Annotated in this window: 11 protein-coding genes; 4 read left to right on the top strand and 7 right to left on the bottom strand. The window is 50.0% G+C overall.

Going from position 1 to position 20,245, the window contains the following annotated elements:
• The first annotated feature begins 42 nt into the window (after positions 1 to 42).
• A complete protein-coding gene (locus tag CWM47_RS32840; protein WP_100992765.1) occupies positions 43 to 1,329 on the top strand; it encodes a DUF5690 family protein in 1,287 nt (428 codons plus the stop codon).
• A 166-nt stretch (positions 1,330 to 1,495) separates the two neighbouring features.
• Here the strand turns inward: CWM47_RS32840 and CWM47_RS32835 are convergent, their stop codons facing one another.
• From CWM47_RS32835 to CWM47_RS32805, 7 genes are all read right to left on the bottom strand, one after another.
• Positions 1,496 to 2,548, bottom strand: coding sequence for a glycoside hydrolase family 43 protein (locus CWM47_RS32835; RefSeq protein WP_100992764.1), 1,053 nt, complete (start codon positions 2,546 to 2,548; stop codon positions 1,496 to 1,498).
• Between the two features lie 127 nt (positions 2,549 to 2,675).
• Positions 2,676 to 4,199 carry a RagB/SusD family nutrient uptake outer membrane protein gene (locus CWM47_RS32830; RefSeq protein ID WP_100992763.1) on the bottom strand — a complete coding sequence of 508 codons (1,524 nt, stop codon included), beginning with the start codon at positions 4,197 to 4,199 and terminating at the stop codon, positions 2,676 to 2,678.
• A gap of 89 nt (positions 4,200 to 4,288) precedes the next feature.
• Positions 4,289 to 7,747 carry a SusC/RagA family TonB-linked outer membrane protein gene (locus tag CWM47_RS32825; protein ID WP_100992762.1) on the bottom strand — a complete coding sequence of 1,153 codons (3,459 nt, stop codon included), beginning with the start codon at positions 7,745 to 7,747 and terminating at the stop codon, positions 4,289 to 4,291.
• Between the two features lie 33 nt (positions 7,748 to 7,780).
• On the bottom strand, positions 7,781 to 8,848 hold the full coding sequence (locus CWM47_RS32820; RefSeq protein WP_100992761.1) for a FecR family protein: 1,068 nt from the start codon (positions 8,846 to 8,848) through the stop codon (positions 7,781 to 7,783).
• An 83-nt stretch (positions 8,849 to 8,931) separates the two neighbouring features.
• Positions 8,932 to 9,528, bottom strand: coding sequence for an RNA polymerase sigma factor (locus CWM47_RS32815; RefSeq protein ID WP_100992760.1), 597 nt, complete (start codon positions 9,526 to 9,528; stop codon positions 8,932 to 8,934).
• A gap of 85 nt (positions 9,529 to 9,613) precedes the next feature.
• Positions 9,614 to 10,930 (bottom strand): gluconate:H+ symporter, encoded by a 1,317-nt coding sequence (locus CWM47_RS32810; protein WP_100992759.1) that lies wholly within the window; start codon positions 10,928 to 10,930, stop codon positions 9,614 to 9,616.
• 74 nt (positions 10,931 to 11,004) lie between these two features.
• The gene (locus CWM47_RS32805) at positions 11,005 to 12,021 is read right to left on the bottom strand and encodes a GntR family transcriptional regulator (protein ID WP_100992758.1); all 1,017 of its coding nucleotides are present in this window, start codon (positions 12,019 to 12,021) and stop codon (positions 11,005 to 11,007) included.
• A gap of 360 nt (positions 12,022 to 12,381) precedes the next feature.
• On the opposite strand from CWM47_RS32805, the gene CWM47_RS32800 reads away from it, so the two are divergent.
• The 3 genes from CWM47_RS32800 to CWM47_RS32790 all read left to right on the top strand — a co-directional run bounded on the left by CWM47_RS32800 (position 12,382) and on the right by CWM47_RS32790 (position 20,209).
• Positions 12,382 to 15,582: a SusC/RagA family TonB-linked outer membrane protein gene (locus CWM47_RS32800; RefSeq protein WP_100992757.1), complete on the top strand. Its 3,201-nt coding sequence runs from the start codon at positions 12,382 to 12,384 to the stop codon at positions 15,580 to 15,582.
• Positions 15,583 to 15,681: 99 nt separating this feature from the next.
• The gene (locus tag CWM47_RS32795) at positions 15,682 to 17,199 is read left to right on the top strand and encodes a RagB/SusD family nutrient uptake outer membrane protein (RefSeq protein ID WP_100992756.1); all 1,518 of its coding nucleotides are present in this window, start codon (positions 15,682 to 15,684) and stop codon (positions 17,197 to 17,199) included.
• Positions 17,200 to 17,509: 310 nt separating this feature from the next.
• The gene (locus tag CWM47_RS32790) at positions 17,510 to 20,209 is read left to right on the top strand and encodes a c-type cytochrome (protein ID WP_100992755.1); all 2,700 of its coding nucleotides are present in this window, start codon (positions 17,510 to 17,512) and stop codon (positions 20,207 to 20,209) included.
• Positions 20,210 to 20,245 lie beyond the last annotated feature (36 nt).

Below are 20,245 nucleotides of genomic sequence, written 5' to 3'. Positions count from 1 at the left end.
CAGCAAAAATTCCTTCATCAGCAACCTAAACGCAAGCTATTCGTGAAATCTCCCGCTTTTCTACGTAATCCAACGGCGTTCATGCTCTTTGGGGCCACAGCCGCCTTTTGCACCTACGCCTGCATGTATGCCTTTCGCAAAGGTATCACGGCGGTAACCTTCGAGGGGATGGCGTTCGCCGGGATTAGCTACAAAATATGGCTCGTGACGGCTCAGGTGTTCGGCTATGCCGTGTCGAAAGGGATTGGCGTGAAAGTTGTTTCGGAAATGTCGCCGGGACGACGGGCCGTAAGTTTGCTGTTTTTTGTTGGCTTTGCCCTGCTGGCACTGCTTGGTTTTGCGCTGGTTCCGGCACCTTATAATATTATCTTTCTGTTTCTGAATGGCCTGCCATTGGGCATGGTCTACGGCACGATGATTGGCTTTTTGGAAGGACGTAAGCAAACCGATGGGCTGGTCGCTGGCCTGACCGCTTCCTTTATTTTTGCCTCGGGTTTTGTGAAAACGGTAGCGCTGACCATTCGGGCCGATTGGGGCGTATCGGAATTCTGGCTTCCGTTTGTGACAGGTATGCTGTTTGTCGTACCAATGTTAATTTCGGTGTATGCCTTAACGCTTTTGCCGCCCCCCACCGCTGAAGACCGCGCCCTGCGTACCGAGCGCAAACCTATGGATGGTGCTGAACGTCGGGCGTTTGTGCGCAACTTCCGACCGGGTCTTGTTCTGCTCATTGCATCGTACGTATTTCTATCTGCCTTCCGGGATTTTCGCGATAACTTCGGCCCCGAAATCCTGAAAGATGCGGGCGTTGAAAACCCCGGGATTTTCGCCAAAACCGAAACGCTGGTTGCGCTTGGTATTCTGGTTGTGATGGCGTTGCTTCAGCGGGTCACCCAGAACTTTCGGGCGTTTGCCTTACTCAACGGGCTCATGCTGGCGGGTGGGGCGCTGGTCGGTCTGAGCACCTATGCGTACTCGACAGGCGCACTATCCGCAGGCAACTGGTTTCTATTGACAGGTCTGGGTCTATATATGGCCTATGTACCCTGCAATGGACTCTATTTCGAGCGGCTGATTGCCTCTTTCCAATACGTAAGCACCGTTGGGTTCATGGTCACGCTGGCTGACTGGTATGGCTATCTGGGTAGCGTTGGGGTGTTGCTGTACAAGAATTTTGGCCATGCAAACATCAGCTACCGGGAGTTCTTCATGGATGGCGCCTATATTTTGTCGGTGGTATATGGCGTGCTGGTGATCGGGTCGTTCATTTATTTCCAGCGGAGATATACGGCTGAAGTTGCCGTTCATGTGGCGGAACGTGTAGCCTAACGTCGATCATTGTAAATTTTTCGGCATTTCGCCCCACGGTCGCTGCTACCCCACCCCAACCCCTGCCCCTTGAAAAAAGGGGAGGGGCTCGGTAATGGGTTGCTCTTTTTTTAGCCCCTCCCCTTTTTTCAAGGGGCAGGGGTTGGGGTGGGGTAGTCGTTCCGGTTTACTCGCCACTTGGCCGCTTAATCCACTGCGTTATTGGTGCTGGAATCCCAAAATCGGGAGAGCCGTCGGCTTTCCACGTAAAAGGCTGCATGCGGATGGAGCGATTATCGCCACAACCCTGTCCCGACGCGGCATTGGCGTGGTAGACGAGCCAGTTTTCTTTACCGTCGGGGGTGGTGAAAAAGCTGTTGTGCCCAATGCCAAATGTACCGTTTCCGGCATTAGGGCCAAAAACGGGCGTGGCTGATTTCGTCCAGGATGCCGGGTTAAGCAGATCCGCGCTGGCATCGGTAGTGAGTTGACCTAGCGCATACAAGTCGGTGCCGCAGAAACTGGCCGAATAGATCAGAAAGACTTTGTTGTTATGCACCAGAAACTCCGGGCCTTCATTAACCCCAAAGCCGTTTTTCTCCCAGGCATAATCGGGCGAGGATACCTTAACACGGGTTGTGCTGCTAACTGTATAGGGGTTTGTTAGTTGACAAATGTAGATGTACTGCGACCCGCCCAGATCCGTTTCCCATCCCGACCAGGCAAAATACAACTGTCCATTCTGCTGAAGTAATGTGCCGTCAATGGCCCATTTGTTTTCGGGTAGGCCAAGCTGGCCCCGGTCGACCCATGTGCCCTGCGTTGGGTCGGCCGATTCGTTTTCGAGGACGAACATGCGGTGGGTAGCATCGTTCCCGTTGTTGTCGGCTGCGTAGTAGATGTACCACTTGCTGTTAACAAAGTGGAGTTCGGGTGCCCAGATGTCGCGGGAGTTCGGCCCTGTTGCGGGCGGTGTCCAGACCGTTACAGGCCGAGCTGAATTCAGGCGGCTCATGGCTGATGTTTTGTAGATGCGCAGGTTATTTCCCGTAGTGTGCATCACGTAGTAAAATCCATCTTTATACGTCACCCAGGGGTCGGGGGCGGCTGTCAGCAATGGGTTTTGAAATTTTCCAACCGTGTCTACCGTCGTGACGGGGGGCGTAGGGGCGGGGGTTGGTTTGTCCGACGATTTGCAGGCTATAACAATCGCCAGGAGTATAAAGAGGTAATGCTTCATCGTTGAGATGGTTTTTTGCCACTTTCGCCACAGAGATGCACCAAGACACACGGAGATACACAGAGAAAAAATCATTTAAATCTCTGTGTATCTCCGTGTGTCTTGGTGCATCTCTGTGACTAAAAAATCAATAATTCGGGTTTTGTGTCAGGTTCGGGTTCAAGTCTCGATCCAGTTGAGGAATGGGCAATAACTCACTTTTGCCTTTTACAAAGGTAGAGAAAGCCGCATCACGCGTTGCCAGTTGCGGGCCGAGGTCACCCCAACGGGCGAGGTCATTCCAGCGGTGGCCTTCGCCCGATAGTTCCAGCAATCGCTCGTGTTTCAACTGAGTCAGAAACTGCGCCTGCGTAAGTCCCGGTTTGGCAACCGTCAGCGTAGGTAATCCGGCCCGTCGGCGCACCTGATCGACATAGGCATAAGCCTGTGTTGTTTTGCCGGTTGCATTGAGCGCTTCGGCGTACATCAGCAGCACATCGGCGTAGCGTATATACCGCCAGTTGTTGGGCGACCGGTAACCTTCTTCATTTTTCCAGTGATCATTCTGGAACTTCCGGAACCACACCCGTTTATTATCCTTGCCGTATCGCTGGGTGAACGTCTGGCCGTAAATCTGGGTAAAATCGGGGCCGCGCATGTCGGTTGAATCAAAGAGGTATGATGCTTCCAGACGCGGGTCGCGGGCGCCAGCCGTTGTTTTCTCTGTGAACTCACGGGTGGGCCAGTGTTGTGCTTCGCCATCCGACCAGCCAATACCCGGAGGGCCGAAAAACTGTGCCAGCGAAGTGCCGTAGTTCTGGTTCGGTGTTTCGGTATCATCGTCGGTGTTTTCGGCGGTGTTTATCTGGAATTGCCACTCAAAGACGGATTCTTTGTTATTTTCAGTCGTAATCAGAAAGTTGTCGCGGTAGTTGGGCATCAGCGAGTAGACGCCTTTACCCTCGCCATCCGCCAGCCATTGCAGGGGCGTGAGGGCTTCAGTATATTTCTGTTGCTGCATTTGAGCCCTCGCCAGCAAAGCGTATGCGGCTCCTTTGGTCGCCCGGCCCAGATCGGTGTTGCCGTAGGTGGTTGGCAGGGTCGTTGCAGCCTCGGTCAGGTCTTTCTCGATCTGCGCCCATACCTGCGCCGTGGTTGCTGAATTTGGTTTATCGCCCACGACGGATGGTTGTAGAACGAGCGGCACGTTGCCCCAGAGCGTAACCAGATGGAAATAGTACATGGCCCGCAGGAACTTGGCTTCGCCCAGATACCGCCCTTTCAGCGTAGCATCCATCTGAATGTTTGGAACGTTTGCGACAACCTGATTCGCCCGGTTGATGCCGATGTAATTGTCGTTCCAAACGGCATAAGCATTGCCATAATTGTAATCCGTTACCAGGAACTGATCCATGTTATTGACAATATCGGTCGCCGGGCTTTGACTACGTCCTTCATCCGACCGGATGATGTAGTAGAACGGCATCCAGCGCGAGATGCCGCCCCGGTGCATGGTGCTGTATACGGCGTTGACCCCCGCCAGCGCATCGTCGGACGTTTTCCAGAACGACTCCGTCGTTACCTGGTTGGGGTTCACAATATCAAGGCTACGCTCACAGCCAGCGAGGGACATCGCTGCGGCAATGGTTAGCGAAATGAATCTATTTTTCATCTTTATGAAAGAGCGAAAGAGTGAAAGAACGAAAGAGTGGTTACTCCATTAGTATGCTTCATAACAAGTCTTTCCAGAATAATTTGTAATTAGAAATCACAGTTGACGCCTACGGATACGACGCGTGGGGAAGGCCAGTGGCCGTTATCGACGCCACGTTCCTGAATATTCGCGCCCGTAACGTCGGGGTCGAGTCCGGTGTATTGCGTGATCGTAAACAGATTTTGTCCACTCACATATACGCGGGCATTACGAATTTTAAGGGTACTAAGTAGCGTCTTAGGCAGCGTGTAGCCAATCTCTACGTTGCGCACACGAACGTAAGAGGCATTCTCAAGCCAGCGGTCGGTGTAGGCGAAATTATTCGAGATAATACCCTGATCGCCAGCTTCTAATCCTAAGCGAGGGTCGCTCGTGTTCGTGTTTGTTGTTGTCCACGGACTGATGTCGTTGCGGAAGTTAGTGAGCTGGTAGCTGTCCAGTCCGCGCCGTACATCGTTGTACACCGTATAGCCAAATACACCTGTCAACTGCACGTTGAGCGAGAACTGTCCGTACGATGCATTGGCCTGAGCACCTGCCTGCAATTTAGGCCAGGGCGAACCCACAAACTGGCGGTCGTCATTCTGCGTGATCTGCCCGTCGCCGTTGGTGTCTACGTATTTGATATCGCCCGGTTTGGCATTCGGCTGAATGAGGTTCCCGTTGGTTCCTTTGTAATTGTTGATCTCTTCTTGGTTCTGGAAAAGACCTGCCGTTTTCAGCACATACCACTGACCGACAGCCTGCCCAACCTGCGAGCGCGTGTTGCCACTCTGGATATAGTTGATGTTCTGGCCCTGATTACCTACGTTTTCGACCCGATTCTTGATGGTCGTAAAGTTCCCCGAAACATCCCACTTGACGGCATGTTCATTGTTGCGATACGTCGCCGAAAACTCAACGCCCCGGTTGCGAATGGAGGCCGTATTCACGTAGGGGTTTCCCCGCAGGTTACCCAGATAGCCCGGCACAGCCAGGTTTAGGATGGCGTCGTTCGAGAGGGAGTTATAAACGTTGATTTCCGTCGTAATACGGTTTCTCAGGAACGAGGCCGATACGCCGTAGTTCTGTTGAATCCGCTCTTCCCAACGTAAATCCGGGTTGGCTAACTGGGCCTGATAGGCGCCTACGTTCGCTGTTTGGTCGATCCCGAAAATGGCTCTCGGATTGTTGTTGATGAATGCTGTATAGGGAAATGAGCCCAGCGTAGGTACCACAATACCCAGCTTACCATACGAGGCATTCAGCTTTAGATCAGAAATCCAGTCGACATGGAAAAACTTCTCCTGACTGATGCGCCAGGCTCCGGCTATGGATGGAAAGAAACCCGTCCGGTAGTTGGCCCCAAATCGGGAATCCTGATCGACCCGGCCCGTTAGCGTTAGCAGGTATTTGTCGTTATAGGTGTAGTTGACCCGGCCAATGTACCCCAGAATCCGGTAATCGTCGGGTGTGCCCCCCGCCGAGTTGGAAATGCCCGTGGCAGCATTTATCGTGTTGAAATACTGACCACCGGCAAAGCCAAGATTAGTGCGCGAGCCCGATGTAATATCGCGCCGGGTCGTCTGCTGGCTGATGCCCACTACGCCGTTGATGCTGTGTAGCCCGAACGCTTTGTTGAAGTTTAATGTGTGCTCGAACAACATACTCAGGTAACGCGACCGGTCTTCGCCAACCGAACTGGCAACTGGCGAAGCACTATATTGGTAGGTACCAATCCGGCGCAGATTTTGGGTGTAGTCGAAACTCACTTCCAGCCCCGCGTTGGCGCGGTAGGTTAACCAGTCCGTCAGTTTCACGTCGAGATAGGCGTTGCCCACTAACTTGGCGAAATTGCTCTTGTTGCTGGCCAGATTACGAACCGCCACGGGGTTGAAGGCATACGTGACTGCGTCAGGATTTCGGCCAATACCGTAGCCGCCCGGATTGCCCGCGTCGATATAGCTGGGGTCCTGAACGGGAATAACGGGGAGCATACCGGCCATGTCGTAGATAGGGTTTCCTGCCGGAAAATTCTGGATATTCGAGTTGGTCAGCAGCGCATTTTCGCCGAAGGTGAACCGACCTAGCTGGCTCTTCGTGTTAATACGCAAACTGGCCCGGTCGAAGCCACTACCGATGACATACCCTTTGTTGCTGAAATAGCTACCCGAGATCAGGTACGTACCCGTTTTCGTTCCGCCCGACAGCGTCAGGTTGTAGTCTTGTAGATTGCCCGTTTGCAGCACCTGATCCTGCCAGTTGGTGTTGATGTTTGGGTTGAAGGTGCCTGTTGCTACGCTGGATGGGGGTGTTTGCCCGGCGTTCTGGTACTGGGTGCGCTGGGTAGCCGCAAAGTTTGTGGCGTCCATCACATCCCATCGTTTATACACTTGCTGAATACCGTATTTGCCCGAAAACGACACCCGAATAGGACCTTCTTTGCCCTGTTTTGTGGTGATAATAACCACGCCGTTGGCCGCCCGCGACCCGTAAATTGCGGCTGCCGATGCATCTTTCAGTACCTGAATGGACTCAATATCGTCGTTGTTGATGGTTGGGTTGGCATCGGCAATCATGCCGTCGATAATGTAGAGCGGGTCCGTATTGAGGAAGCTGGCGACTCCGCGAATCTGGATCGATGCCTGTTGCCCCGGCACGCCCGTGTTGCGTACCGTAACCCCCGGCGACAAGCCCTGAATGGACTCCGCCAGTGAGTTGGCCGTTACTTTATTGGCCTGCGTAGAGCTGATCACATCATTGGCCCCGGTTACGTCCCGCTTCCGAACAGTCTGATAACCAATAACAACAACCTCGTTGAGCGTTCGGTCGTCGGGCACAAGCTTCACATTCACGACGGAGTTATTGCCAATCGTTACGTCCTGACTGGCATACCCTACACTGGACACGGTAAGCGTAGTGGCGGCATCGCTTACATTCAGGACAAAGTTACCGTTGGCATCGGTCGTTGCGCCGGTTGTGGTGCCTTTCTCGATGATGTTGGCACCGGGAAGACCCTGGTTGGTTTCGTCCGTGACCTGCCCCGTGATGCGTTTGACCTGTGGTGCTTCAGTCAGATCGGGCAGTGCGTTGCTGACCGTTGCCAGAGCGGGAGCGGTGCCTTCGGTAGGGAAGGCCAGCCCAACCTTTTTTGCGGGTGCCGACTGAATGGCAAATAGCTTGTCGTTCACTTTTCGGTAGCGCAGCCCCTGCGATTCGATCAGCTGGTTTAGCGCCTGTTCGAGCGAGAGACCGTCCAGCTCGGCGTCGGTCTGCCGGCCGGTAACGAGCTGTTCATCATAGGCAAAATTGATGTTGAATCGTCGTTCGAGTTCTGACAGGGCTTTTTTGAGCGAACGACTCCGGCGATTGCGCTGACCATCCAATGCGTTGGCGGAGGATTGCTGCCTACTGGCAGTGCTTTCGTAGGCTGGTTGAGCGCGGGTCAATACCTGCGCAACGCTGGGTTGCGGCATAGTGTAGACCCCGCCCAGAAGCATAGAAAGGAGAATATACTGGTTTTTCATACGAGGAGAACTAGGGAGTTGTTGTTGACTAAATCAGGGATTATGTCGTAAACTGATACGGTCACCAGTACGGTAGGCCGTCAGGTCGAATGTGAGCGAAAGGGTAGCCAGTAGCGTTTCGATGCTCTGGTTCGAGAGGTTGCCGGTAAAGCGTCGGTTGGCTAGGTCGGCGTCTTCAAAGACAAGTTTCAGCCCGTAGGTGTCCTGAAGTTGCTGCGCAATATCGCTTAGGGCTGTATTGTCGAAAATAAATTGATGCTCGACCCACGACGTGTGTACGTCTGGTTTCTCATCCCGAATCTCGACCGCTTCGACGGTTGGTTTCGTAGCGGCAAACTGACCGGGCTTCATCTCAATTATCCGGCCTTCTGGTTCGTCGGGTTTGGACAACTGGACCTTGCCTTCTACCAGTGTTACCGCCGTGCTGCCCCGGCGTGTGTTCACATTAAACTGTGTGCCCAGCACCGTAATATCCAGCCCGGACGTATGCGTCACGAATTTGATGCGGCTACCCAAATGCTTCTTTTTGGTGACGGTAAAAAAGCCTTCGCCATCAAGCCAGACCTCGCGCGATTTGTCGTCGGTCCAGCCATCGGTGTAGGTGAGGGTAGTATTGCCATTCAGGAGCACCGTCGACCCATCGGGCAGAGTAACCGTCTTGTTTTCGCCGAAAGCCGTATGAATCCGCTGTTCTTTAGGAAGCAACTTATAGTACATCAGGCCACCGACTATCAGCAGAAAGCCCGTTATGGAAGCTGCTAACTGCCAGCCAAAACCGGACCGTTGTCCCATAAAATGCTGCCAGCCAGCCAGTGGCCGAACGCTTGTTTTTTCGGCTAGTTGCTCGTCAAAGGCTTGGTCAAGCACCTGCCAGATACGTTCCTGACTGGCACTGGTCAAGTCGTTAAAGCGGACGTTCAGGTGAAGCAATAACGAAGCGGCTTCATCGACAACAGCCTGTTTTTCAGGGTGCCGAAGCATAAAGCCGTGCCAGAAGGTCATACTCTTCTCATCGGGTTGAAGCACCCACTGGCGGAACGAGTCATCAAGCACAAACTCATTGAGGAAGTATTGACTATAATCGGGTAAAGGCGTATTCATGTACGGAAACCGGCTGTCGTATACTCAACAAAGAGCTTTATTCGTCAGATTATCCCTCGCTATCCCTACTTTTTTACTACTATTTATCGGATGAATGCCAAAAGGAGAAAAACGGTGTTGGTGGGTATGCGTTTTTGAAGGGACGCGATGGCTTTGTAAACGATTTTGTAAACGGATGTCTGCTCGATACCCATAATGCCGGCTATTTCTTCGTAACTAAGGTTGTCGAAATACTTCAGGAACAGGGCTTCTTTCTGGCGGGCAGGGAGGTTGTTCAACTCATACAGCAAGAGCGTCGATTGCTCCAGCGAAATCTGCCGGTCGAGCCAGGTAGGTTCGTAATAAAACTCAATGGCGAAGTCGAGGTGATCGGCATCATGATCGAATCGCTGCTCGCTGGTAAGCTTCCGAACAATTTCCCGCCGGAGCGAGCGCATGAGATAAAACTTGATGGAATCGGTACGGCCCAGTCGCTCGCGGGTTTCCAGAATGGTCAGGAACAGGTCTTGCAGGCAATCTTCGGTCAGCTCCCGATTCTGGGCAATTTTGTAGCCGTAGTTATAGAGCGTAGGGGAGTAGGTACGGTACAAATAAGCATACGCCTGTTTACTGCCGCTTAGGAAATCATCCCAAAGGGCAGCATCTGTCGTATACAAATAAGGTGTCGTTGAGCTTTCCAATGATATATTGAGTTATTGGAAGCTTAAATTTACGACCGTTCAAGGAAATAGTAATAAGTAATCGGCAAAAAGTAATGTTTGATTACTAGCCCAATAGCCAGTTCAACGCCATCACACCGGCGAGGCCACTTACCGAAACCAGCGTTTCCATAATGGACCACGTCTTTAACGTATCGACCATCGAAAGTTGGAAATACTCCCGAAACAGCCAGAAACCTGTGTCGTTAACGTGCGAGAACATCATACTACCGGCTCCGATACTGAGCACCATCAGATTCGGCTCTACCCCCGACGAAGCGAGCAGAGGACTAACAAATCCGGCGGTGGTTATTCCTGATACGGTCGAGGAGCCTACACAGACGCGAATGAGGGCCGCCATGCCCCAGGCGAGTATGTAAGGATGCAATGTGGAGTCGCGCATCAGATCGGCAACGGCTTGGTTCACCCCACCATCTGTCAGTACTTGTTTCAAGGCCCCCGCCCCGCCAAAAATCAGAAAAAGCAGGGCTACATCTTTGATGGATTCGCCGAGCATAGCGGTTACAGTCGACATGGACTTACCCCGCCAGATGCCCAGCGTTACCGACGCCACCAATACCGCAAAGAACATACTCACCACGGGTTCACCCACAAAGAGCAGTACTTGCTGACTAACCGAACCGGCTGGCAACAATGGGCTGGCCAGCGTACTAAAACCAATCAATAAAATAGGAAGCAAAACAGTCAGGAAACTCACGAGCGTAGAGGGCATCTGGTCGTTGGGCAGGTCGGGGGCGATGAAGGCGGGGTTTGGTAAGGTAGTGTAACGTTTTACGGTAGAACCAAACAAAGCACCCGAGACGAGAATGGCAGGAATTGAAACGATGATGCCATAAAAGAGCGTCAGGCCCATGTCGGCGTTGAATTGTTTGAGAATTGCCAGCGGAGCCGGGTGGGGCGGGAGGTAGCCCTGCGTGACGGACAAGGACGCCAGCATGGGCAGGCCAATGTATAAAGCGGGCAACTTATACCGATAGGCAACTGTAATAACCAGTGGAGCCAGCAGCATAAACCCAACGGAATAAAAGAGCGGTAAACCCACAATAAAGCCCGTCACCAGAAAGGCCCAGCGAGCGTGTTTTGTGCCTACTAGCGACATGATACTGACGGCAATTCGTTGGGCAGCACCACTTTGTGCCACCAGTTTGCCCAACATCGCTCCTAGGGCTATTATAGCCGTGATGGAGCCGAGCGTACCGCCTATGCCTTTCTGAATGGCATCCAGAAGAGCCAGTGGTTTTAATCCCAAAGCCAGCCCAACACCCAGCGAAACCGCTAGAAAAGCGAGAAAAGCGTGAATCCGAACCAGCGAGATAAGCGCAATCAGGGCCAGAATGCCAAGGAGGGAAATGGTTAGAGGCATGATAAAACACAGGTAAGCTACCCAGCAAAGCGCAGCAGGTAACTGACTCTAATGTAAATCGGGAATGTCAACCGTTAAAGCGACTTTCTTACGATAAGGTTGAATGGGTTTTCTATATGTTCTACACTGGCGTTCAGAACAAGGCGGGCTGCCGTGCGGCCCATCTGGGCGAAATCGGTCGAAATTACCGTAATACCGTCCAGTAAAAACTCTTTCAGGGGCGTGTCATTGTAGGAAAGAATACCTACCTCCTGACCAACAATATAAGGCGTCTTTTTTATGCGCTTGATTAACTCCACCAAGTCCTCTTCCATCAGATTGATGTAGGCATGTTGTGGTTGAATGACTTCATCTTCAACGGTATTGATAACCCGCGTTTTGAACCCATGCTCGTAGCAGAAATTGTAGAATCCGTTCAGAATGGCTTTCGGGTGGTAGCTATATGACGGGAATAACATACACAAGGTAGAATATTTTCTAAGCAGTGGGAGCGCATCGGTCAGTGCCTGATAAAGGTCTCGTTCAAAATTTTGAAAAACGGCTCCGTATTTGCCCGTAATTCCTTCCAGCAGCTTATCCAGAATTACCAGCTTGTGCTTGGGCAGGTTGTTGATCAATTCGTCAGCTTTTTCCCCACCCTCAAAAAAATGACCGATAATAACATAATGCGTATGGTTGCTGGCCTGGCGGTGAATTAGGTCCCGGAAGAGCCGGAAGTCATTGTTATAAATAAAAAAATCAATGGCGACACCTGGCCCCAGGAGTTCAACAAAAGAGTCGTAGATGATTTTCTTGTGGGCGCTTAACTTGTTGAATAGCAGGAGTATTTTTAAGTTGTTTCCTGTGGGCGTGTAGTTGATATAAAATCCTTTTCCCTTAACGCCCCCAATAATCTCTTTCTCTTTCAGGAGTTCGTAGGCTCGCTCGATCGTGCCTTTGGATACATCAAATTCTGCACAAAGTTCGTGGATGGAAGGAAGCTTGGCACCCGGCAGAATATCCCGGTTCTCAATACCTTCCACAATAGAATTGTAAATCTGTTGGTACTTAGGTGTGTTTGAATAATCGTTGATTTTAATGTGGTAAAGCATAACGGATTGATGGTTGACTTAGAACCGAACAAAGCAAGCACACAGTAAAAAGTAATTAAACCCTATAGCTACTTACCAAACCTGCCAATTAGTAAGCACTACGAATTTTGAGAGAAGAGAGCATTTATATAATCAGTACTAGTAAGGCTGCTGTGGTTGCCAAGTTTAAGTAAACGAGTGGGCAAAAAACAGTATAGGTATAACAGATATTAAAAATAACAAGAATATTATCCAAATAATGATAATTGTGGGTAGGTATAGGAAAGTTGACGGAGCACATCTAGTAATATTTGGCCATTCAATTGACTTTTTCCTGAAGCCAAACTAGATCAAAATCCTATCTCCAATCTAACTACTTCCATGAAAAGACTTTATCAATTAGTCACACTCAGTATGGTAGCGGGCTCGCTCACAAGCTTTGCCCAACAGCCCAAAGAAATTCAACAAAATGGACGATTGCCGGAGTTGATAGCCCTGAATACTCCATTGCGAGTAAAGGAAGTATCAGCAGATATTACTGTATCGGGTAAAGTGACCGACGAAAAAGGCGATGGACTCCCGGGAGTAAGCGTAGTAGTGAAAGGGTCTACACAAGGGGCTACTACAGATGGTGTTGGCAGTTTTCGGATTGCTGTACCCAACGCCAACTCAATACTGGTGTTTAGTTTTGTAGGCTATGCTAAAAAAGAAGTTACAGTAGGTAATCAAACAGCTATAACCGTTGCCCTTTCTCCCGACGATCAAACCCTGAACGAAGTTGTTGTGGTTGGTTATGGTAGCCAGCTGAAAAAGGAAATAACCGGTGCTGTTCAGACAGTAAGCGCAGCAGAAATTAAAGATATTCCTGTATCGCAGATCGGACAGAAATTGCAGGGTCGTTTGGCGGGTGTGCAAATTAACCAGGCCACCGGTAAGCCTGGTCAAGGTATTAGCATCCGGATTCGGGGTCAGGTGTCGGTTTCGGCTGGTAGTGACCCGCTTTATGTAATTGACGGGTTCCCGATAACAGGGAACATTGCCCAGCTTAACCCCGATGAGATCGAAGATATTTCGGTGTTAAAAGATGCTGCTTCTACATCGCTGTACGGTTCGCGGGCGGCTAACGGTGTCGTGCTGATTACTACTAAAAAAGGGAAACCTGGTCAGACAAACATCAGCTTCAGCGCATTTGCCGGCGTACAAAAAGTACCTGTGCGGGGGCGTGTGAAAATGCTGAACGCCGTTGAGTTCGCGCAGTTCAAGAAAGAATATTACGAAGATCAGGGCCAGGCGGTACCCGCTGAATTCCAGAATCCTTCGCAGTATGAAGGGAAAAACAACGACTGGTATGATGCGCTACTGCGTCAGGCTCCTCTGCAAAGTTATAATCTGAGTATTTCCAATAATACAGGAAAAGCCAATACATCGTTGGTAGCCGGTATTTTCAATCAGGAAGGAGTAGTACTGAACAACAAATATAAACGGTACTCGCTGCGCCTTAACTCAAATTACAATATATCAGATCGGGTAACGATTGGCTTCAACGTAGCGCCTTCATACGTGTACGACAATACACCCCGCACAGATGGTGACCGGGGAACCGGTATTCTGTTTAACGCGCTGCACACCTGGCCAGTTATGCCCATTTACGATGCCAATGGAGATCTGACCAAATTCAACCAGTTTCCTGCCAGTACCGGTAATATTTTTCAGTACCCAAACTGGGTGCGAGCTGCTAACGAACTGATCAACGAAACCAAGAATACAAACCTGCTAGCGAATGCCTACATACAATACCGGCCAATCACTGGGTTAACCCTCCGGTCGACGATGAATATCGAATATCAGAATTCTAAGTTCTTCTTCTTTAATCCATCGACGGCTACTAATGCTATCAATGTGCCGATACCTACCACGGCAGTTTCGATTCGTCAAGGTCTGGAGAATACATCGTGGTTAAACGAAAACCTGGCTACCTATACCCGTAGCTTTAATGATCATAACTTTGAGTTGCTGGCTGGTTTTACAAATCAGTACTATCGGCAGGAGTTCAATCGTATCCAGGCCGATACCTATGCCGATGATCGGCTTCCTACCATTCAGGGAGCGCTCAATATAAACCGGGGCGGTACCAATAATGGCATTAACCAATGGACATTAACATCTTACCTGTCTCGGTTGACCTATAACTACAAAGGGAAATACCTGTTTACAGCGGCTGTTCGGACAGATGGATCCTCTCGATTTGGTGCGAATAACCAGTTTGGTACGTTCCCATCGGCTTCGGTAGGTTGGGTGCTTTCGGATGAGAACTTCATGAAAACAGTGTTGCCCGTTTCGTTTGCTAAAGTCCGGGCAAGCTATGGTGTAATTGGTAACAACAACATCGGTAACTATACATCCTACGCGCTGGTTAATAACACAACAAATGCCGTATTTGGGAGCACGGTCGCTACGGGGGCTGTCGTTACGTCGCTGGCTAACCCTAATTTAGGATGGGAAACGACCAAGCAATTTGATATAGGGCTTGATCTGGGCTTACTGAACGACCGTATCCAGTTTATCTACGATTTTTATACGAAACGTACGACGAACTTGCTCTACAATGTACAGATTCCACAGGAGTCTGGATTTGGGTTCTTCTCCGACAATATTGGCGAAATCAAGTTCTGGGGGCATGAATTCTCGCTGACAACCAAGAACTCAGTGGGCAAACTAAAATGGACAACCAACGCCAATATTTCATTCAACCGTAATCTGGTTGTCTCGTTAGCGCCAGGTATCGACCGGGTATATGGTGGTACAGGCTTCCACATTACACAGGTCGGCAAGCCCTTCGGCCAGTTCTATGGATTGGTTAAAGAAGGGTATTATACGAGTGCTGAAGAACTCAGAACGTCACCTATCATTCCGGGTCGTTCGGCCATTGGCACAATCAAGTTTAAGGATATCAACGGCGATGGCATTATTACGAACGGTGGCGATGCCGACGACAGAACCATTCTTGGCAGCCCGTTCCCAAAATTCACCTACGGGATTACAAATGACCTGAAATACGGCAACTTCGATTTCTCAATTACGGGTTCTGGTTCTTACGGTAACCAACTCTGGGTACGCCATTTATATAGTACGGCTAACCTTGACGCTGTGTTCAACATGGTTGAAGGTGTAAAAGACCGGTTCCGGGTTCAAAATACCTTGATCAACGGTGTTGGTGTCGCAACCAATGTAATTACCCAGGGAGCAGGCCAATTCGGGGCAACGAACAACGGGGGTAACTACACGGGTATTGAGCGCGACTGGCATAGTTCGCAGTTCCTGGCTGATGCGTCATTTTTTACGATCAAAAACATAACGCTGGGCTATAACATTGGGGCGGTTAATAAGCTCTTCAAGTCGGCTCGGGTATATGCGTCGGCTCAACAGGTCTATATATTCACGAAATACTGGGGTGGACCGAATCCCGAAACCAGCGGTAACGGTGCGGGCGATGGCCCTGGTGATAACCTGAGTCAGGGTGTTGATTTTTCGAACTACCCGGTTCCACGTACGTACACCCTCGGCGTTAACCTAAACTTTTAATCCATCGTTGTTCACTGGTTTTTGAGTTTCATTCGTGGTAATGACTATCGTATAACAACTCAACAACCAGTGAACAATCAATAAACTCATACTGAATATATGAAACGTAAACATATAGCGACCTGGCTTTTAGCAATTGCCCTGACCGGTTGCAGCAAAGATTTCCTGACTGTAGTTCCCGAAACCGCGCTGAGCTCAGCAACGTTTTTTAAGACCGAAGCTGACTTTCAGCAAGCTGTAAACGGGGCTTACCAACCCCTTCGGCAGATATTCAACGAGCGTGCCTGGGTTTTGGAGGAAATGCACTCCGACAACACGTACTATGCCCGAAACACGCTCTACGGAGCTGTTGACCCAACAGAAAACGTAGCTGATTTTGCCGTTCCAACGGCTAATGGTGTAACCGCAAATGATAACGTACTGGTACAGTATCGCTTAAATTATGTGATTATTTCCCGGGCCAACCAGATTTTGTCGCTTATAGACGGTGCCGGAATAGCGTTCGCTTCAGAGGCTTCAAAAAATAATCTGAAAGGACAGGCTTTGTTTCTTAGAGCCTTTTGTTACTTCGATTTGGTGCGGTTATTTGGTAAAGTGCCTCTGCACTTAGTACCCATTACGGGTCGGGAAGATGCGGCCTTACCCCTGGCAACAACGGATGCTATCTATGCCCAGATCGAGAAAGATGCGTTAGCAGCCAGCACTGCTTTGCCAAATAAAGCTACTCAGGAAGCGGGTCGGGCCACGTCAGGAGCGGCCAAAACCCTTCTGGCGAATCTGTACATTACGCAGAAAAAATGGGCACAGGCAGAAACAATACTGAAAGCAGTAGTAGCCAATGATGGCTATGCATTGATGCCTGATTATAACGACGCGTTTTCGTTCACGAGCACCAATAAGAATAATAAGGAATCCATTTTTGAGATTCAGTACATGGAGGGCTCAGCCGGGTATAACGGTAACCAGATTTACCGCTTTCTACCCTCGCCGATTTCCGCTACCGAAATAGCACCCATTGTTGGTACATCGAACCCGCAGCCTACGTCTCAGGAAAGTAACAATATTCCCACGCCGGATCTGATTGCTGCTTATGAAGCTGGTGATAAGCGGAAAGATATTTCCATTGGTACGATAACACTGAGCGGAAGTCTGCGGGCAAACAAAACGTATCCATATATCAAAAAATACGCCCGTCCCCATTCGCTGAATCAAAATACAGGTCAGAACTGGCCCGTTTATCGCTACGCCGAGGTGCTGCTATTTTTGGCGGAGTCGTTAAACGAACAGGGCAAAACGGGTGAAGCGGCTCCCTATATCAATCAGGTACGCGCCCGCGCCGGGTTAGCTGCTACAACGGCATCGGCGCAGGCCGATATGCGGGAGGCTGTCTTCAAAGAACGTCGCGTTGAACTGGCCTTTGAAAATAAACGCTGGTTCGATCTAACCAGAACGGGTCGTGTAAAAGAGATTATTGGTGCATATGGTGCCAAGGTGAAAGCCAATCCGGCAGCGTATTATTTCCCGGCCGGAGCTGTTCCGCCACCAAATGCCTTCACTGTTCTGGATGATTATTATGGACTTCCAGCAGTTGAGGCAGCATTAACGCCTAATTTTTAGCGCATTACGCATCAGGCTGACTTCTGTAAGGCAGTTAGCCTGATGATAGAAATTATAGACCAATGAGCAACTGTCTGTCAAGAACAGAAATTTGCCTCAGTATCGATTTTATGTTAAATCTAGGTTGGTAATAATGGATAAATAGAAGCAGAATCGTTTCGGCTCTGCTTCTTTTCTTTCTATAATCAACTTCTTGAAGGTCGGTATATTGACAGGTTCACCTGCTTTATACTCAATACTATACAACCTGATTGCCCGTCGATAAGCCGACACAAAGGCATTGTTTTTTACATACCTACTCAATACAATTATGTTATTCACCTACAAACCAGCCAAGTTGCTGCTAATTGTTTCGGCCATTGCTCTGGCCGGAACATCCTGGGTCAACATGCGCGGAGTCCCATCCGAAACGGCCAAAGCAGACAACCCGAAACTTGACAAGCTAAAACTGTTGCCTGGCTTTAAAGCGGAACATTTGTATAGCCCTTCCGATAATAAACAGGGTTCCTGGGTATCGATGGCTTTTGACGATAAAGGCCGGATGATTACGTCTGATCAATACGGTTTTTTGTATCGGCTGGAGATACCGCCAGTTGGATCAGGAGCACAGCAACCTAAAATCGAAAAGCTGAAAGTTGGTATTGTTCAACCGGGCGACACTACGGTAGGTATAGGCTACGCGCAGGGCTTATTATACGCCTTCAATAGCCTCTACGTGATGGTGAACAACCGAGTGAACAAGAATTTTAATAAACCAACGGGATTATATCGCCTTCAGGATAAGGACGGTGACGATCAATTTGAGACAATAACCCTGCTGAAAGAGCTGAAAGGGCAGGAGGGCGAACATGGACCGCACAGTATGAAGCTGTCTCCCGACGGCAAGTCAATCTACGTTGTAGCTGGAAATCATACCGATGTGCCGCAAATGGATGCGTATCGCTTGCCATCGAACTGGAAAGAAGATAATCTGTTTCCGCAAATTAAAGATCCGCGTGGTCACGCCAATGACCGGATGGCTCCCGGTGGCTGGATAGCCAATATTGATCCCGAAGGAAAGCATTGGGAATTGATGGGTGCTGGCTTCCGGAATGCATTTGATATTGCCTTCAACGAAGCGGGCGATATATTTGCCTATGACTCAGACATGGAATGGGACTTTGGCCTACCCTGGTACCGTCCAACTCGTATTTGCCACGTGCCAAGTGGTGCTGAGTTTGGCTGGCGTACCGGCAATGGCAAGTGGCTTCCGGCCAGTCCAGACAATTTGCCGCCAATTTTGAACATTGGTCAGGGATCGCCAACGAACCTTTTATATGTTGGCAACGCAAGATTCCCCGAGCGATATCGCCAGTCTTTATTGGCATTCGACTGGAGTTTCGGTATTATTTACGCGGTTCATCTGAAACCTAAAGGCGCATCGTATGAAGCTGAACGGGAAGAGTTTATCTCCGGGTCTCCACTTCCGTTGACGGATGGCATGATTGGGCCTGATGGTGCTCTTTACTTCCTGACGGGTGGTCGTCGGCTGGAGTCTGACTTATACCGGATAACTTATACTGGCACCGAATCGGTAACGCCGGTTGCCAAGGCCCCTGTTATTACGAAGGAACATCAGTTAAGAACTCAGTTGGAAGAGTTTCATAAGGGACCTAATCCTGCTGCGGTTGCAACAGCCTGGCCCAACCTGAGCCACCCCGATCGGTTTGTGCGATATGCCGCCCGGATCGCGGTCGAACACCAGCCCGTTGCCCAATGGCAGGATCGTGTCTTTACCGAAACCGATCCGCAACGCATTACACAGGGTGGTATTGCACTGGCCCGGCAGGGAGATGCTGCGCAAAAAAGCAAGCTGATCAGCTCGTTGCTAAAAATAAATTATGATCAGCTTTCCGAGTCGCAGCAGTTTGATCTTTGCCGCGCTTTTGAGCTGACGTTCCTGCGGATGGGCATGCCGGAAGGCGCTGATCGGGATAAAGTAGTGGCGTATCTCAACCCGCACTATCCGGCAAAAACAGCCCTGATGAACCGTGGCCTCAGCCGGGTGCTTATCTCACTCGAAGCGCCGGGCGTAGTGAATAAAACGCTGGCTCTGATGGATATAAAAGATGAGCCCGGTAGCAAAAATCTGGGTCTCGAAACCTCGACCGCTTCGTCGGATCTTATCCTGCGCAACCCGCAATACGGTCTGGATATCGCCAGTATGCTGGCCAAAGTACCGCCATTACAACAAACGTTCTATGCTGTAATGCTTAGTCGTGAAGATGCTGGCTGGACACCTGAGCTTCGGAATAAATACTTTAGCTGGTTTGCTAATGCGTTCAAATTTCAGGGTGGTCGTAGCTATGTCGGCTTCATTGATCGGGCTCGTAAACTAGCGTTGGCGCACGTTCCAAAAGATCAATTTGATCGCTACGATAAAATGTCGGGAGCTGAGCTATTGTCTAAATCCGGTAACGATTTTGTCAGTGATTTTTCCCCTAAAGGCCCCGGTCGCCGATGGGAGCTGGATAAAGCCGTAGCGGTGGTTGATAGTGGATTAGCGGGCCGCGATTTTGAGACCGGCAAAAAAATCTACTCGGCTATTCTATGCAGTCGTTGCCATTCAATGGGTGGAACAGGGGGCGATATTGGTCCTGATCTGACACAGTTGGGTACTCGATTCTCCAACAAGGATATTCTGGAAGCGATCATTAATCCTGATAAAGCCATTTCTGATCAATATGTGTCGTCCATTTTTACGCTGAAAAATGGACAGTCTGTGCTAGGTCGCTTAGTCAATGAAGACAAGGCTAACTACTCGATTTCTCAAAACCCGTTTGCGCCGGACGATCTTCGGAAAGTGGCTAAGAAGGACGTTGTGTCAAAGAAAAACTCAACCGTTTCAATTATGCTTCCCGGCCTGATCAACAGCTTGAATCCTAATGAGCTGAAAGACTTGATCGCTTATTTGAAGTCGGGTGGAAATCAGGGAAATGATGTGTATAAGGCAAGCTCGAAAGGTAAATAACGAGTAGCGCGGGCATCTTGTCCGCATAGCCATAGG

Origin of the sequence: Spirosoma pollinicola (genome assembly GCF_002831565.1) — a bacterium.
GTDB lineage: Bacteria > Bacteroidota > Bacteroidia > Cytophagales > Spirosomataceae > Spirosoma > Spirosoma pollinicola.
This window is presented reverse-complemented; position numbering and strand designations above follow the sequence as displayed.

Coding starts and splice junctions, on each gene's coding strand:
- CWM47_RS32830 (WP_100992763.1), bottom strand. CDS start 4,199: ATGAAAAATAGATTCATTTCGCTAACCATTGCCGCAGCGATGTCCCTC.
- CWM47_RS32795 (WP_100992756.1), top strand. CDS start 15,682: ATGAAACGTAAACATATAGCGACCTGGCTTTTAGCAATTGCCCTGACC.
- CWM47_RS32825 (WP_100992762.1), bottom strand. CDS start 7,747: ATGAAAAACCAGTATATTCTCCTTTCTATGCTTCTGGGCGGGGTCTAC.
- CWM47_RS32820 (WP_100992761.1), bottom strand. CDS start 8,848: ATGAATACGCCTTTACCCGATTATAGTCAATACTTCCTCAATGAGTTT.
- CWM47_RS32800 (WP_100992757.1), top strand. CDS start 12,382: ATGAAAAGACTTTATCAATTAGTCACACTCAGTATGGTAGCGGGCTCG.
- CWM47_RS32835 (WP_100992764.1), bottom strand. CDS start 2,548: ATGAAGCATTACCTCTTTATACTCCTGGCGATTGTTATAGCCTGCAAA.
- CWM47_RS32790 (WP_100992755.1), top strand. CDS start 17,510: ATGTTATTCACCTACAAACCAGCCAAGTTGCTGCTAATTGTTTCGGCC.
- CWM47_RS32805 (WP_100992758.1), bottom strand. CDS start 12,021: ATGCTTTACCACATTAAAATCAACGATTATTCAAACACACCTAAGTAC.
- CWM47_RS32810 (WP_100992759.1), bottom strand. CDS start 10,930: ATGCCTCTAACCATTTCCCTCCTTGGCATTCTGGCCCTGATTGCGCTT.